Genomic DNA, 15,037 nt, shown 5'->3' with positions numbered 1-15,037 from the left:
CACCCCGACGGCGGTCCGGGTGGCGGTCAGCCCGGGCGGCGGGCCAGGACGAGCGTGGTGCGCAGGTCCAGCAGGACCGTGCCGCCGAAGCCGTCGACCGCGGCGCCGACCGCGGCGCGGACCCGCTCACGCAGCTCGGGCGGGCGGCGCAACTGCGGTGAGAACGTGTCGACAAGCCGCAGGTAGGCGGCGGTGTCCAGCGGCACCGACCGGCGGAACCGGGACAGTCGCAGGTCGGTGAAGCAGCCGCTGTCGACGATGTCGTCGTGGAACCAGCCGTCGGCCCGGTCGCCCCGGTCGTCCGGGTCGGCGGCGGTGAACGCGGCGCGGATCGCCTCGGCCTGCGCCGCCTCGACGTAGGCGTAGCGGTGGCTGAGGACGGCGAGCGTGCCGCCGGGACGCAACGCGTCGTGCGCGCGCCGGTTGCGGGTGGCCGGGTCGAGCCAGTGCCAGGCCATCGCGCAGGCCAGCACGTCGACGCCGCCGGCCGGCGGGGGCCACTGCTCGAAGCTCGCGGTCACCACGTGGACGCCCGGGAACCGCTCGGCGAGCACGCCGGCCATCCGCGCGTCCGGCTCGACGCAGGTCGTGGTCGCGCCGAGACCGAGCAGCACGGCGGTGGCCAGCCCGGTGCCGGCGCCGATCTCGACAAGGGTGCCGGGCGCGCCGCCGTGGTAGGCGCGGATCGCGTCCGCGAGCGCGGTCGGGTAGCCCGGTCGGGCCTCGTGGTACGTGCCGGCCGTCTCCCCGAACAGTTGCGACATGGCCGCCATCCTCCCAGATCCGGACGGTGTCGGATGACCGTCACGCGCCACGCTCGGCCCACCCGCCTCCGGTCGCCACGATGGCAGAGGGGTGAGGGGGACGACCGTGGGTGCATTCCTTCAGGCGCTTGTCACGAAGTTGGCCGAGGAGCTGATGAAGCTGCTTCTCGGGTGGCTCGCCCCGAGGGTGCTGCGGTCCGTGCCGCATCCGGCCCCGCCGGACTGTCCGCGCTGCGGTGGGTACGGCGTGGCACGGTGGGCGCCGCGGCGGGCCACGACGGTGTTCGTGCTCGGCGTGATCGTGTTCGGGTGGGGATTCACCGCGACCGTGCTCGGCGTACCCGTGGTCGTGCTGCTCGTCGCGGTCGGGGTGCGTACCGCGTGGGCGGGTGATCCGGCGGCGGCGCTGCCGGCCCTGGCCGCGCCGCTGGGCCTCGCGGTGTCCGGGGCGTTGATGCTCGCGGGCGCCGCCGCGATGGCCTGGTACCACAGCTTTCCGCCGCGGCTGTGCCGGCGCTGCCACGGCCGGTGGCCCCGGCGGGACCGGGCGGAGTACCTGCGGATGGTGCGGTCGGTGGTGTTCGCCTGCCGGTGCGGCCAGCGCCTGCGCGCGCCGGGACGGCCGCCCGGGGTCCGCGTGCGCTGTCCCCGTTGCGGCGCCGAACAGGCCGCGCCCACCGTGGCGGCACGGGTCACGCGGGTCCCCTTCCGCTCCCGGAAGCGCTGAGCGGGGCCTGTCTACGCTGCCCGGCATGGAGTTGCCACGCGATCTGCCGCTGTTCGAGCGCCGCGCCGTGCGGCTGGTGGTGCTCGACGCCGCCGACCGGCTGCTGCTGTTCCACACCCGCGACCCGGAGCATTCCGACCTGGGCGTGTGGTGGGAACTGCCGGGCGGTGGGCTGGACCCGGGTGAGACGTACCGGGAGGCGGCGGTGCGCGAGCTGCGCGAGGAGACGGGCATCGTGGTCGCGCCGGAGGAAATAGGCGCGCCCACCTGGCGGCGGCGGGCCAGTTTCCGGCACCGGCAGCGCCGGCACCTCCAGGACGAGGTGGTGGTGCCGGTGCGGCTGCCCGGGCCGGGGCCGGATGTGGACGGCGCCCAGCGGATGGACTACGAGGTGGAGGACTACTTCGGATTCCGCTGGTGGCCGGTGGCCGAGGTGCTCGCGGAGCGGCCGCGCTGCTATCCCGGCCGACTGCCGGAGCTGCTGCCGACGTTCCTGGCCGGCGAGGAGATCGACGAGCCGTTCGAACTGTGGTCCTGAGCCGGCGTGCCGACGGGCGCGTCAACCGGCAGAGTGGGACGGGTGAATCCACTCCACACCCCCCTGGCCCGGTACGCCGAGCGGCTGCACACCGCCGCCGGCGACACCCACCACGTCGCGTCGCCGCTGGGCGCCTGGCTGCTGCTGGCGCTCACCGGTCCGGCCGCCACCGGGCAGGCCCGGGCGACGCTCGGCGAGGCGCTCGGGGTCGACCCGGACGACGCCGCCGCGTCGGCCCGGGCGCTGCTGGCCGCGCCGCACCCGATGGTCGCCGCGGCCACCGCGCTGTGGGAGCGGACACCGTTCGAGGAGTTGACCCGGTGGCGGGCCGGCCTGCCCGAGCAGACCGAGCGCGGACCACTGCCGGACCAGGCGGCGCTGGACGCGTGGGCCCGGGAACGCACCGGCGGCCTGGTGCGGCGGTTCCCGGTCGACGTCGCGCCGGAGACGCTGCTCGTCCTGGCGAGCGCGCTGGCCACCCGGGTGTCCTGGGCCGACCCGTTCGAGCTGGCGCCGGCCGGGGAGCTGGGCGCGGGCAGCGCGTGGGCCGACCGGCTGCGGCAGGTGCTGCGGACGCCCCCGGTCGGGCACCGCTGCGCGGTGGTGGGCACCGAGCGGGCCGGTGACGTCGCGGTGCACGTGGCGCCGGCGCGCGCGGGCGACGACGGCGCCGGGATGCTTGTGGTGTCCGTGGCCGCCGCGCCGCAGGTGCCGTCCGACGTGGTGCTGGCCGCCGCGCAGCAGGTGGCCGTGACCGTCGCCGACGTGCCGGACGGGCCGGTGCCCGGGCAGCGGTCGTTGTTCGACCTGCCGCTGGGCGAGAGCCCGCTCTGGACGGTGCGCGAGCAGCCGACCCGGACGTTCGCCCGGGACGGCCGGGAGGAGCGCGCCACCGCCGTGCTGCCGTGCTGGGCGGCGGAGAGCCGGCACGACCTGACGGCGGCCGGGTTCGGCTTCGACGCGGCGGCGCGGGCGCTGGGGGGACTGCTCGGGTTGGCCGAGCCGCCGTTCTCCGCGGCGCAGTCGGCGGTGGCCCGGTTCGGTCGCTACGGCTTCGAGGCCGCCGCGGTGACCGCGTTCGGAATGGTGGCCGGGCTGCCTCCGGAGGGCGTGGCCCGGGTCGCCGACCTGCGCTTCGGCCACCCGTACGCGGTGGTGGCGGTGGCCACGGACACCGCCGGCGGTCCGTGGCACGCCCTGCCCGTCTACTCCGCGTGGGTCACGGACCCGGCGGAGGTCCCCGCCGACGAGGCCGGGTGAGGCTGACCGTCAGGCGCGCGGGCCCAGGAACAGGCCGCCGCTCGCGTCGATGACCTGCCCGGTGACCCAGCGCGCGGCGTCCGAGGCGAGGAAGGCGACCACGTCGGCGATGTCGTCGGGCTCGCCCAGCCGGTCGAGCGCCGTCATGCCGATGATCAGCTCGACCAGGCCGGGCGTGGAGAACGCGGGGCCGTTGGTGGCGGTCCGGGTGGCGCCGGGCGCGACCGCGTTCACCGTGATGCCCCGCGCGCCGAGTTGGTTGGCCAGGGTCCGGGTCATCGTCTCGACCGCGCCCTTGGTCATGGCGAACGAGGTCTGGGTGGCGTTCGCCATCCGGGTCGCCGCGGACGAGACCGTGACGATCCGCCCGCCGCCGTCGCGGAACAGCGGCAACGCCCGCTCGATGATGAAGTACGGCGCGCGGACGTTGACCGCGAACAGGTGGTCGAAGGCGGCCGGGGTGGTGGCGCCGAGCGGCCCCACCGGTGGCGCCGCCGCGTTGTTGACGAGGATGTCGAGCGGCCGGCCGGCCAGGGCGGCCTCGACGCCGGTGAACAGCGTCTCGACGTCGCCGTCCACGCCGAGTTCCGCGCGCACGGCGTACGCCGTGCCGCCGGCCCGGGTGATCCGCTCGACCGTCGCCTCGGCGCCGCCGCGGTCCGTGCCGTAGTGCGCCACGACGGCCGCTCCGCGCGCGGCCAGCCGGGTCGCGACGACCTGCCCGATGCCGCGTGACGCGCCGGTCACCAGCGCGGTCCGGCCCCTCAGCTCAGTCATGATGTTAGCCGCTCCCAATATGGTAGTCACTATCACTACGATAGTGTCTACCACATGAGAGAGCGGCACTCCACGCTGCGCGCGCAGCGCCGGGCGGAGACGCAGCGGATGATCCAGGCGCACGCGGTGCGCTTGTTCGCGGAGCGCGGGTACGACGGCACGACGGTCAACGACGTCGCGGACGCGGCGGGCGTGTCGCCGATGACGGTGTACCGGCACTTCCCCACGAAGGAGGATCTCGTCCTCGTCGACCAGAACGGCCCGCTGGTGGCGGCCCGGATCGCCGCCACGCCGGCCGGCCAGCCGCTCGTGCGTCGCATCGGCAGCGCACTCATCGACTCGGCGCGGGCGCTGGTCACGGAGGACGACCGGTTCCTGCTGGCCCGCCTGCGGCTGATGATCTCGACGCCCGCGCTGCGGGCCCGGCACCTGGACAACCACCACGCGCTGCAACAGGCCATCGTGGCCGGCCTCGGGGACGAGGCCGGCGAGCCGGAGGCGGCGTTCCGGGCCGCGGCGGCGGCCGGCGCCGCGTTGGCCGCCATGCACATCGCGCTGGTGCGGTGGGCGCAGGACGACGGCCGCAGCGACCTGCCCGACCTGATCGCGACCGCGCTGGCGGCGGCCTTCGGCGACGACACCCTCCGGACCGGCGACTCCTGACCACCGGCCTGGTCGACGGGATGCGGCTGGTCCGAGATCGGCCTGGGCGTTCGCCCCGAGCCGCACGTCGGAACGGCCACGCGGCCGGCGGGGCCGCGACGCCCGACCGGGAGCCGTCAGCCGGAGGTCGCGGCCCGGGGCCCGTACCGCTCGGCGGCACGCGCCTTGGCTTTCGCGGCCTCCACCTCGCGATCCTTGGACGGCGCCGTCGTCACGAGGCTGTCCAGCAGGGTCCGGGTGGCCGCCGTGACGGCACGGACCGCCTCGTCGAACGCCGCCTGGTTGGCCGCGGACGGCCGGGTGGCGCCGCTGACCTTGCGCACGTACTGCACGGCGGCGGCTTCGATCTCGTCATCGGTCGCGGGCGGCTCGAAGTTGTGGAGCACGCGAATGTTCCGGCACATGCCTCCACCATGCCAGCCCGCACCGACACCCGCACCGACCGAGGCTTGACAGGCCGCCGCCGGGTGCGGCACCGTTGCCCGACCACGCGATCGGCGTGGCACTGCGCATGAGGGAATGACGCCTGTGATCCAGGTAGGCCGAGCGGCCGCCTGAGTGTCGACCGCGCGACGGATGACCCGTCGCGCCGTACGGCAACGGTTCGGCGGTCCGACGCATGTCCGTCCACCGTCGTTTCTCTCCTGCCTCGAGGTGCTAAGTTGATCATGGATGCTCGCGTCCAACGGAGCGTCGTCGCCACCCTGTCGACGCGACCCGCGGCCCTGGAAGTGGGGCCGTTCGTGGTGGGTATCGACCCGACCACGGTCAGCCCGCACATCAACTACGCCACGCCGCGTCCGGGCGAGGCCGTCACCGCGGCCGACGTCACCGCGCTGATCGACGCTTTCCGGGCGGCGGGTCGTCGCCCCCGCCTGGAGTACGTCGCCAGTTGCGCCCCCGCCCTGGAGTCGCTGCTGCTCGCCGCCGGGTTCGTCCCGGAAGCCCGGCACACCTACCTGCTCTGTGTGCCCGACACCCTGCGGACACCACCCACGCCCGACGACGTCGCACTGGTCGAACCGGGCGACGACGAGCAGCGGGCCGCGCTGATCGGCGCGCAGAACGACGCCTTCGGGGAGGCCGCGTCTGCCTCCGCCGCGGACGTCGCCCGACTCCGGCGCCAGCAGCGGGCCGGCGGCGTGGCCGTCATGGCGGTCGCCGGGTCCGGCGCCTGCCTGGGTGGCGGTGGGGCGGCCCGGCCCACCGACGGGGTGAGCGAGGTGGCGGGCATCGCCGTCCGCGAGCCCTACCGCCGCCGGGGGCTGGCCGGCGCGATCACCGCCGAGACGACCCGGCGGCTCTTCGCCGCGGGGGCCGAGGTCGCCTGGCTGGAGGCCGGCGGCGCGGAGTCGTGGCGGGTGTACCAGCGCGTCGGCTACCGGCCCGCCGGTGAGCGCCTCTACCTCGTCATGAACTGAACCCCCCGACGATCAAGGAGTTCGCGTCGGCCCCGGGCTCGGGAACCGACGCGAACTCCTTGATCAACCGCGTGGGGTGGGAACAGGCCCGGTCAGACCGGGACAGCCTCCCGGGTCTCCGCCTTGGCGGCCAGGCGCTTCTCCCGCTCCTGGGCGCCGATCAGGTCGTCCGGCAGGGAGTCCTCGACCTCCAGGTCGAAGCGACGCAGCAACCGGATCCCGAAGCCGCCCAGGGTGATCAGGATCAGGATCACCCCGAAGCAGACGTACGCGAAGCCGATGCCCCGGCCCGGACCGGTGCCGATCACCTCGCCCACGCTGCCGGCCAGCGACCCGCCCGGGGCGAGCATCGGCTCGAACAGCGCGGTGGCGGCCGGCGCCAGCAGCGCGAACCCGATCGGCAGCGTGGACCACGAGATGGTCTGGTTCAGGCTGAACACCCGACCGTGGAAACGCTGCGGCACCTTCACCTGGACGATGGTCGCGTAGATCGACTGCGCGGTGGTCATCGCCATGGCCAGCCAGCAGAAGCCCACGCAGATCATCACGATCGAGGCGTCCAGCCCGATCAGCACGCAGCCGATCGCGGTGCCCAGGTTGCCGATCAGCACGCCGATCATCCGGCGCTTGCGCGGCCCGCCCCACAGCGACATCAGCACGCCGCCGAGCACCGCGCCCACCGCCTCGGCGAGCGCGACCTGCGCCACCTGCGTCGGGCTGCCGAACGACAGCACCAGCGGGGTGGTCAGCACCAGCGCCGGCGCCAGGAAGATGTTGCCCAGCGCGAAGTAGCCGAGCATCAGCCGGAACCCGCGGTGCTGCCACGAGTAGCGCATGCCGTTCGCGATGGCCACCAGCAGCCGTTCCCGGGGCCGCCAGCCGAGCAGGTCCGGGAAGCGGACCACGGCCAGCGTGAGCACCGCGACCACGTAGCTGGCCACGTCCACGATCAGGATGCCCTTGAGTTCGATGGCGGCGAGCAGGCCGGCGGCGAACGCCGGCATGAGCAGCGTGGCCACACCGGTGGAGAGCTGGGTGATGCCCATCGCGTGCCCGAGGTAGCGCTTCGGCACGAGCTGCGGCACCGCCGACTGGAACGCGATCCGTTGGAACGACCCGGCCACCGAACTGAACGCCACCAGCAGGTAGATGTGCCAGAGCACCAGGTTGTCGGTCCACAGCAGGGCGGCCAGCACCAGTTGCACCGAACCGGCCACGGAACTCGCCAGCATCATGATCCGGCGCCGGCTGACCCGGTCGACCAGCGCGCCGGCCACCGGCAGCATGAGCACGCCGCAGATCAGCGCCAACGCCCACAGCAGACCGAGGTCGGCCACCGAGCCGGTGCGGTTGAACAGCCAGATCGGCAACGCGAACGCGGTCAGCGCCGACCCGGTGCTGGAGACGAGCTGCCCGATCGTGACCGCCAGGAACCGGCCCATGCTCGGCTTGACCGTGGTGGTCGGCTTGCGGTCCGCGCCGACCCGGAGCATGTCGTGCACCGCCCAGCCGGCGTCCTCGCCCCGGGCCGCCGGATCCAGTCCGGTGAGGTCACCGGCCACCACCGCGGGGTGGGTACGGGTGACGATCTCGGCCAGCTCCTCGGCGCGGTACTTGAGGAAGAAGTGCCCGGCCTGGTCGAGCACCACCAGCCCGAGCGTGTCGCTGAGGAACTGCCACTCGGCGTACCGCTCGCGGTAGTAGTCGGTGACCGGGTCCTCGGAGCCGACCACCGAGATGATCGGCGCGCGCAGCTTCGTCGCCTGCCGGTCCAGCAGCCGGGTGAAGTACTCCTCCGAGGCGCGGGAGTCGGCCCGCATGTTGCTGATGATCCGGTCGGCCTGCTCCGGGTCCAGCTCGTCGGTGTCCACGCCCATCGACTTCAGCCAGCTCGCGTAGTGCTTGTTGCTGCGGAGCTGCTCCAGCCGGTTGCGCGCGGCGGCGAACGGGCCCTTCGGGCGGGCGAACGGGAACATCGCGCCGATGTAGACGGCGGCCAGGTCCCGGCCGGCCGCCTCCACCTTGCGGGCCACCTCGGCGACGATCGCGCTGCCCACGCCGCAGTGGCCGTAGAGCGCGATCGGGCCCTCGACCCGCTCCACGATCTCGTCCGCGACCCGGGTGGTCAGCTCGTCGAACGGCAGCGCGTCCTCGGTGAGACCGACGTCGTGGCCGGGGATGGCGAGCGACCACAGCCCGTACCCGGCCGGCAGCGCGTCCGCGAGCGGCTGGTAGACGATGGCGCTGCCGCCGCCGTACGGGACGCAGACGTAGGTCAGCACCCGCTTGGCCACCGGGATCGGCTTGGTCAGCTCGTAGAGCAGCCGGCGCGGCCCCTCCTGGGTGGCGTCACCGGAGATGAACGCGGCCAGGTCCCGGATGGTGCGCTTCTGGAACAGGTCCATCACGCCGACCGCCCGGCCGCCCAGCTCCGCCTTGCGGATCTTGGCGACCACCTGGGTGGCGAGCATGGAGTGCCCGCCCAGGTCGAAGAAGTCGTCGTCGATGCCGAGCGTCTCCACGCCCAGCACCTCCGACCAGATGGCCGCGAGGGCCCGCTCGGTGTCGTCCCGCGGCTCGACGAGCGCCACCGACGCCTCGCGGGTGACCACCGGCGCGGGCAGCGCCTTGCGGTCGAGTTTGCCGTTCGGGGTCAGCGGCAGCGCGTCGAGCGTGACGAACGCGGCCGGCACCATGTACTCCGGCAGCGTGTCCTTGAGCGCCGCCTTCAGCGCGGCGTGTTCGGCCGCCCCCACCAGGTACGCGGTGAGCCGCTTGTCGCCCGGGCTGTCCTCGCGGACGATCACCGTGGCCTCGGTGACGTCGGGCTGCTCGCGCAGCGCGCTCTCGATCTCGCCCAGCTCGATGCGCAGGCCGCGCAGCTTGACCTGGTGGTCGATCCGGCCGAGGAACTCGATCACCCCGGCGCCGTCCGGCCCGACGACCCAGCGGGCCAGGTCGCCGGTGCGGTAGAGCCGGGCCCCCGGCTCGCCGCAGAACGGGTCGGGAACGAACTTCTCCGCGGTCAGCGCCGGCCGCCGGTGGTAGCCGCGGGCCAGGCCGACGCCGCCGATGTGCAGCTCACCGGCGACGCCGACCGGGCACTGCGCCCCGGACGCGTCGAGCACGTGCAGCCGCAGGTTCGCGATCGGCGCGCCGATCGGCACGCTCGTCACCTGCGCCAGCCGGTCCGGCTCACACGCCCAGGAGGTGACGTCGATGGCCGCCTCGGTCGGGCCGTACAGGTTGTGCAGGCCGCACCAGGGCAGCCGGGCGGTGAAGTCGACCGCCGAGGTCAGCGGCAGCTCCTCGCCGGAGCAGATCACCCGCCGCAGCGCGGTGGCCGCCTCGACGCCCTCCTCGGCCAGGAACACGGTCAGCATCGACGGCACGAAGTGGGTGGTGGTGATCCGCTCGGACACCAGCAGGTCGCGCAGGTAGCCGGCGTCCTTGTGCCCGCCGGGCTTGGCCAGCACCAGCCGGGCGCCGGTGCGCAGCGGCCAGAAGAACTCCCAGACCGACACGTCGAAGCTGGCCGGTGTCTTCTGGAGCACCGCGTCGTCGGCGCCGAGACCGTAGGTCCGCTGCATCCAGTCGAGCCGGTTGACGATGCCCCGGTGGGTGTTCGGCACCCCCTTCGGGCGGCCGGTGGAACCGGAGGTGTAGATGACGTACGCCAGGTGTTCCGGTCCGGCCACCGGCGTCGGGTCGGTGGTCGGCTGGTCGGCCCAGACCGCCGCGTCGTCGAGGTCGAGCACGGTGGCCGAAGTGGCCGGCAGCACGTCGCGCAGGTGCGACTGGACCAGCACCACCGGCGCGTCCGCGTCGGTGACCATGAAGGCCAGCCGGTCCGCCGGGTACTCCGGGTCCAGCGGCAGGTAGGCGCCGCCGGCCTTGAGCACGCCGAGCAGGCCGGCGACCAGCTCCACCGAGCGTTCCGCGCACACCCCGACCAGCGTCTCCGGGCCCACGCCGGCCGCGCGCAGCCGGTGCGCGATCCGGTTGGCCTCGGCGTTCAGCTCCGCGTACGTGCGGCTGGTCCCGTCGATGGTGACCGCGACCGCGTCCGGGGTGATGGCGGCGCGCTCCTCGACCGGGCCGTGCAGCGTCTCGTCGCGGGGGAAGTCCGCCGCGGTGTCGTTCCAGCCGGCGAGCAGCTCCCGCTCGACGTCGGACAGCAGCGGCAGCCGGGACACCGGAGTGTCCGGCGCGGCGACGATCGCGTCCAGCAGCGCGGTCCACCGCCGGGCCATCCGCTCGACCGTGGCCCGGTCGAACAGGTCCGTGTTGAAGACCAGCTTGCCCCAGAGCCCGTCGACGGTCTCCACCGCGTGCAGCTCGAAGTCGAACCGGGTGGCCTGCAACTCCATCGGGGTCCACTCGAACGTGACCTCGTCGGAGCGGGACACGCCGCGGAAGCGGCCCATCTCGTAGTTCTGGAGCACGAACATGGTCTGGAACACCGGCGAGCGGCTCACGTCGCGCGGCAGGCCCAGCTCGTGCACCACCTTGGCGAACGGCACCTCGGCGTGCTCGAAGCCGTCGAGCACGTTGCGCCGGGTGCGGGCCAGCAGCTCGGTGAAGGTCGGGTCCCCGGCCAGCTCGGCCCGCAGCGGCAGCATGTTGATGAACATGCCGACCACGTTCTCCAGCTCCGGCGCAGACCGGCCGGCCACCGACGCGCCGACCGCGAAGTCGTCCTGACCGGCGTGCCGGGCCAGCAGCACCTGGTACGCCGACAGCAGCGTCATGAACAGCGTGCCGCCGCTGTCCCGGGTGAGCGCGTTGAGCGCCTCGGTGGCCGCCGGGTCGAGCTGGAACTCGACGAAGTCGCCCCGGTAGGTCTGGGTGGCCGGGCGGGGCCGGTCCAGCGGCAGCTCCAGCGGCGTGATGCCGGCGAGGCGCTGCTTCCAGTAGTCGACGTGCGCCCGGGCCTGCGGACCGTCCAGCTCCTGGGCCTCCCAGACGGCGAAGTCGCCGTACTGGATCGGCAGGGCCGGCGGCTCGCCGCCCCAGTACAGCGTGATCAGGTCGCGCAGCAGCACGTCCACCGACCAGCCGTCGCCGACGATGTGGTGCTGACCGAGGAACAGCACGTGGTCCTCGACGTTCAGCCGGATCAGCAGCGCGCGCAGCAGCGGGCCGTGCGCCAGGTCGAACGGCTCGGCCGCCGCGGCGTCGACGAGCGCCTGCGCGGCGGTCTCGTCGGGCGCCTCCACCACGGTCAGCGGCACGTCCGGGGTGTCGGCGACCACCACGGTGGGGCGGCCGTCGGCGTCGGCCGGGAAGCGGGTGCGCTGCGACTCGTGCCGGGCGGCGAGCGCGGTCAGGGCCGCGCGCAGCGCGTCGACGTCGAGCGGTCCACGCACCCGCAGCGGCACCGCGATGTGGTACGCGGCCTCGCCCGGGGCGATCTGGTCCATGAACCAGACCCGCTCCTGGGCGTAGGACAGCGGCACCGGCGCGCCGTCGGGCCGGGGGGTGATCCGGGCCGCGGGGGCGGACTGGCGGGCGCGCAACCGCTTGGCGATCAGCGCCTGCCGGGCCGCCTCGCGGGCCGGATCCTTCAGGTCGGTCATCAGTTGGTTCCCTCTTCCGCCGCGAGCAGCGCGGCGACCTCGGAGTCGGAGAGGCCGTCGAGTTCGGCCGCGATCCGCTGTTCGATCTGGCCGGCCAGGTCGGCCACCACGGGGCTGGAGAACAGCGCCCGCATGGGCAGGTCGACGTCCACCTCGGCGCGGATCCGGGCCATCGCCCGCATGCCGCGCAGCGAGTTGCCGCCGAGCGCGAAGAAGTCGTCCAGCGCGCCGACCTTCTCCACCTGGAGGATGTCGGCGTACACCTCGGCGACCAGCGCCTCGGCCTCGGTACGCGGGGCGACGTAGCTGTCCTCGGCCGGTTCGGTGGCCGCCGGGGCGGGCAGCGCGGCGCGGTCCAGCTTGCCGTTGGGCGTCAACGGCAACGTGTCCAGCCGGACCAGGGCGGCCGGCACCAGGTGCGCCGGCAGCTCGCGGGCCAGCTCGGCGCGGACCGAGTCCTCATGGGCGGGCCCGACCAGGTAGCCGACCAGCGTCGGCTCGCCACCGTCGGTGCGCACCGCCGCGGCGGCGGCCCGTACGTCCGGGTGGGCGAGCAGCGCGGCCTCGACCTCGCCCAGCTCGATCCGCATGCCCCGCACCTTGACCTGGTCGTCGCGGCGGCCCAGGTAGTCGAGCGTGCCGTCGGGACGCCAGCGGGCCAGGTCGCCGGTGGCGTACATGCGCGCGCCGGGCGGGCCGTACGGGCAGGGCAGGAAGCGCTCGGCGGTGAGGCCGGGCCGGTCGTGGTAGCCGCGGGCGAGCTGCGCGCCGGTGACGTACAGCTCGCCGACCACGCCCGGCGGGACCGGCTGGCCCGCGGCGTCGAGCAGCAGCGCGCCCGTGTTCCAGGTGGGCGTGCCGATCGGCACCGGGCCGGGCGGGACCGGTTCGCCGGGGGCGATCCGGGCCGCGACGCAGCCGACGGTGGCCTCGGTCGGGCCGTACTCGTTGACCACCGCCACGTCGGGGTGCGCGGACCGCCAGCCGGCGAGCTGCTCGCCGCTGAGCGCCTCGCCGCCGATCACCAGGTCGACCGTCGGCGACAGCTCGCCGTCGAGCAGCGGCAGGTGGCTCGGGGTGACCTTGAGGAAGGACGGCCGGCCACCGGCCCGCGCGGCCGGGGAGTCGATCGCGGCGAGCCGGACCGTGCCGCCGGCGGTGAGCGTGCCGAGCAGGCCGGTGACGGTGAGGTCGAACGAGACCGGCGAGTGCAGCAACGCGGTGCCGGCCAGCCCCGGGTAGGTCGCCCGGGCCCAGGCCAGGTAGGCGGTCACCGCCCGGTGCTCGACCACCACGCCCTTCGGCCGGCCGGTGGAGCCGGAGGTGTACAGCACGTACGCCGGGTGGTCGGGACGCAGCGCGGCGACCCGGTCGGCGTCGGTGAGGTCGTCGCCGGGCTGGTCCGCGCCGATCTCCCCGTCGAGCACCAGCGCGTCGCCGGGCACCGACGCGGCGGTGTCCGCGGTGGCCACCACCAGCGCCGGAGCGGCGTCGGCCAGCAGGTAGGCGATCCGCCCGGCCGGGTACGCGGTGTCCACCGGCACGTACGCGGCGCCGGACTTGAGCACCGCGAGCATCGCCACCACCAGCTCGCAGGAGCGGGGCAGGGCGAGCGCGACCCGGGTCTCCGGGCCGGCGCCACGCGCCACCAGCAGCCGGGCCAGCCGGTTCGCGGCGGTGTTCAGCTCGGCGTAGCTGAGCGTCACGCCGTCGCAGACCAACGCCGGCGCGTCCGGGGTGGCGGCGGCCTGCCGCTGCACCTCGTCGGTGACGGTGGCCGCCGGCAGGTCGTGCGTGGCGCCGGCCCCGGCGCGCAGCACCAGGTCCCGCTCGTCGTCGGTGAGCAGCGGCAGCGCGCCGACCGGGCGCTCCGGCTCGGCCACCGCGGCGGTGAGCAGCCGCACGTAGCGCCGCGCCACCGTCTCGGCGCTGGCGTGGTCGAACAGCGCGGTCCGGTAGACCAGGCGGCACTCGCCGGTGGTGATGTCGAACGCCAGGTCGTCCTTGGTGGTGCCCAGCTCGATCGGGTCGAGGCCGGAGTCCGGGATCCAGTTCAGCGCGGTCTGGAAGATCGGCTGCACGGACGGGTCACGCTGCGGGTCCACCGCCTCGACGATCTTCTGGAACGGGGTCTGCCCGTGTTCCATGGCGTCGATCAGACCGTTGCGCACCCGGCCGAGCAGGTCGGCGAAGGTCGGGTCGCCGGAGACGTCGCAGCGCAGCGCCACCGGGTTGACGAACATTCCGATCAGCGACGCCAGCTCCGGGTTGTCACGGCCCGCGGTGGAGACGCCGACCACCACGTCGGTCTCACCGGAGATCCGCGACAGCAGCGCCGCGAAGCCGGCCAGCAGCACCATGTACGGGGTGGCCTGCGCGCCGAGCGCCAGCGCGCCGACCCGGTCGAGCAGCCCGTCGGGCAGCGTGAAGCGCACCTCGTCACCGGCGAAGCCGAGCTGAGCCGGGCGGGGCCGGTCCAGCGGCAGGCCGGTGACCGCCGGGGCGCCGGCCAGGTGGCCGGTCCAGAACGCGAGCTGCTGGTCCAGTTCCGCGCCGGTGAGCTGCTGGCGCTGCCAGACCGCGAAGTCGGCGTACTGGATCGGCAGCTCCGGCACGGCGGGCTCGGCGCCGGTGCGCGCGGCCTCGCAGAACGCGGCGAGTTCGGCGTGGAACAGCACCGCCGAGTGGCTGTCGAAGACCGCGTGGTGGGCCACGAACGCCAGCGCCCAGGCGTCGTCGAGGCGGATCAGCCGGGCCCGCCACGGCGGCGGCGCGTCCAGCGGGATCGGGGTGCGGGCCAGGTCGGTGCGGAGCCGCTCGAACTCGGCCAGCCGCTCGTCGGCCGGCAGGTGGCTCAGGTCGGTGGTGGGCAGCGGCACCGGCTCGTGGGCACGCACCACCTGCACCAGCGCGCCGTCGTCGACCCGCAGGTGGGTCCGGAGCGTCTCGTGCCGGGCCACGATCCGGTTGACCACGTCGCTCGCCGCCTCGGCGTCCACGCCGGCCGGGAAGGCCCACGGGATGGAGACGTTGAACACCGGCGAGCGGGCGTCGAGCTGGTTGGCCATCCACACCCGCTCCTGGGCGTACGAGGCCGGGAACGTCCACTCCTGCTGGCTCATGAGAGCGCCTCGCGTACCGAGCGGGGGCGCATGTCGGTCCAGACCTCGTCCACGTGGGCCAGGCACTCCTCGCGGCTGCCGGCGAAGCCGGTGTCGTGCCAGCCGGCGGGCAGCTCCCGGTCGGCCGACCAGATCGAGTACTGCTCCTCGTCGTTGCGGACGACCAGGAATCGGGATTCGGCCATG

General features: G+C 74.4%; 11 protein-coding genes. 5 read left to right on the top strand and 6 right to left on the bottom strand.

The window, feature by feature from the left end:
• Positions 1-26: 26 nt before the first annotated feature.
• The gene (locus tag OG767_RS14805; protein ID WP_405093931.1) at positions 27-764 is read right to left on the bottom strand and encodes a methyltransferase domain-containing protein; all 738 of its coding nucleotides are present in this window, start codon (positions 762-764) and stop codon (positions 27-29) included.
• A gap of 106 nt (positions 765-870) precedes the next feature.
• Here OG767_RS14805 and OG767_RS14800 point away from each other — a divergent pair, with 106 nt between their 5' ends.
• The 3 genes from OG767_RS14800 to OG767_RS14790 are packed head-to-tail and all read left to right on the top strand — an operon-like array spanning position 871 to position 3,289.
• Positions 871-1,491: a hypothetical protein gene (locus OG767_RS14800; RefSeq protein WP_405093930.1), complete on the top strand. Its 621-nt coding sequence runs from the start codon at positions 871-873 to the stop codon at positions 1,489-1,491.
• Positions 1,492-1,516: 25 nt separating this feature from the next.
• Positions 1,517-2,029 carry an NUDIX hydrolase gene (locus OG767_RS14795; RefSeq protein WP_405093929.1) on the top strand — a complete coding sequence of 171 codons (513 nt, stop codon included), beginning with the start codon at positions 1,517-1,519 and terminating at the stop codon, positions 2,027-2,029.
• A gap of 42 nt (positions 2,030-2,071) precedes the next feature.
• Positions 2,072-3,289 (top strand): hypothetical protein, encoded by a 1,218-nt coding sequence (locus OG767_RS14790; RefSeq protein WP_405093928.1) that lies wholly within the window; start codon positions 2,072-2,074, stop codon positions 3,287-3,289.
• A 9-nt stretch (positions 3,290-3,298) separates the two neighbouring features.
• Here OG767_RS14790 and OG767_RS14785 read toward each other — a convergent pair whose 3' ends face one another.
• Positions 3,299-4,066, bottom strand: a complete 768-nt coding sequence (locus tag OG767_RS14785; RefSeq protein ID WP_405093927.1) for an SDR family NAD(P)-dependent oxidoreductase — start codon at positions 4,064-4,066, stop codon at positions 3,299-3,301.
• A gap of 54 nt (positions 4,067-4,120) precedes the next feature.
• On the opposite strand from OG767_RS14785, the gene OG767_RS14780 reads away from it, so the two are divergent.
• On the top strand, positions 4,121-4,729 hold the full coding sequence (locus OG767_RS14780; RefSeq protein WP_405093926.1) for a TetR/AcrR family transcriptional regulator: 609 nt from the start codon (positions 4,121-4,123) through the stop codon (positions 4,727-4,729).
• A gap of 116 nt (positions 4,730-4,845) precedes the next feature.
• Here OG767_RS14780 and OG767_RS14775 read toward each other — a convergent pair whose 3' ends face one another.
• The gene (locus tag OG767_RS14775; protein WP_405093925.1) at positions 4,846-5,133 is read right to left on the bottom strand and encodes a DUF2277 domain-containing protein; all 288 of its coding nucleotides are present in this window, start codon (positions 5,131-5,133) and stop codon (positions 4,846-4,848) included.
• Between the two features lie 264 nt (positions 5,134-5,397).
• Between OG767_RS14775 and OG767_RS14770 the strand changes: the two genes are divergently transcribed.
• Positions 5,398-6,150 carry a GNAT family N-acetyltransferase gene (locus OG767_RS14770; protein WP_405093924.1) on the top strand — a complete coding sequence of 251 codons (753 nt, stop codon included), beginning with the start codon at positions 5,398-5,400 and terminating at the stop codon, positions 6,148-6,150.
• A gap of 92 nt (positions 6,151-6,242) precedes the next feature.
• Here OG767_RS14770 and OG767_RS14765 read toward each other — a convergent pair whose 3' ends face one another.
• From OG767_RS14765 to OG767_RS14755, 3 genes are read right to left on the bottom strand one after another with little or no spacing between them, the layout of a single operon-like run.
• Complete coding sequence (locus tag OG767_RS14765) at positions 6,243-11,729, bottom strand: amino acid adenylation domain-containing protein (protein WP_405093923.1); 5,487 nt, start codon at positions 11,727-11,729, stop codon at positions 6,243-6,245.
• A complete protein-coding gene (locus OG767_RS14760) occupies positions 11,729-14,851 on the bottom strand; it encodes a non-ribosomal peptide synthetase (protein ID WP_405093922.1) in 3,123 nt (1,040 codons plus the stop codon). Before OG767_RS14760 ends, OG767_RS14765 begins: the two co-directional genes overlap by 1 nt.
• Positions 14,848-15,036, bottom strand: a complete 189-nt coding sequence (locus tag OG767_RS14755) for an MbtH family NRPS accessory protein (RefSeq protein ID WP_043324625.1) — start codon at positions 15,034-15,036, stop codon at positions 14,848-14,850. The genes OG767_RS14760 and OG767_RS14755 overlap by 4 nt, the downstream gene beginning before the upstream one ends.
• Position 15,037 lies beyond the last annotated feature (1 nt).

It is taken from the genome of Micromonospora sp. NBC_01392, assembly GCF_045040125.1.
Classification (GTDB): domain Bacteria; phylum Actinomycetota; class Actinomycetes; order Mycobacteriales; family Micromonosporaceae; genus Micromonospora.
The sequence above is the reverse complement of the archived record's forward strand: the minus strand, read 5'-3'. Positions and strand labels throughout refer to the sequence as shown.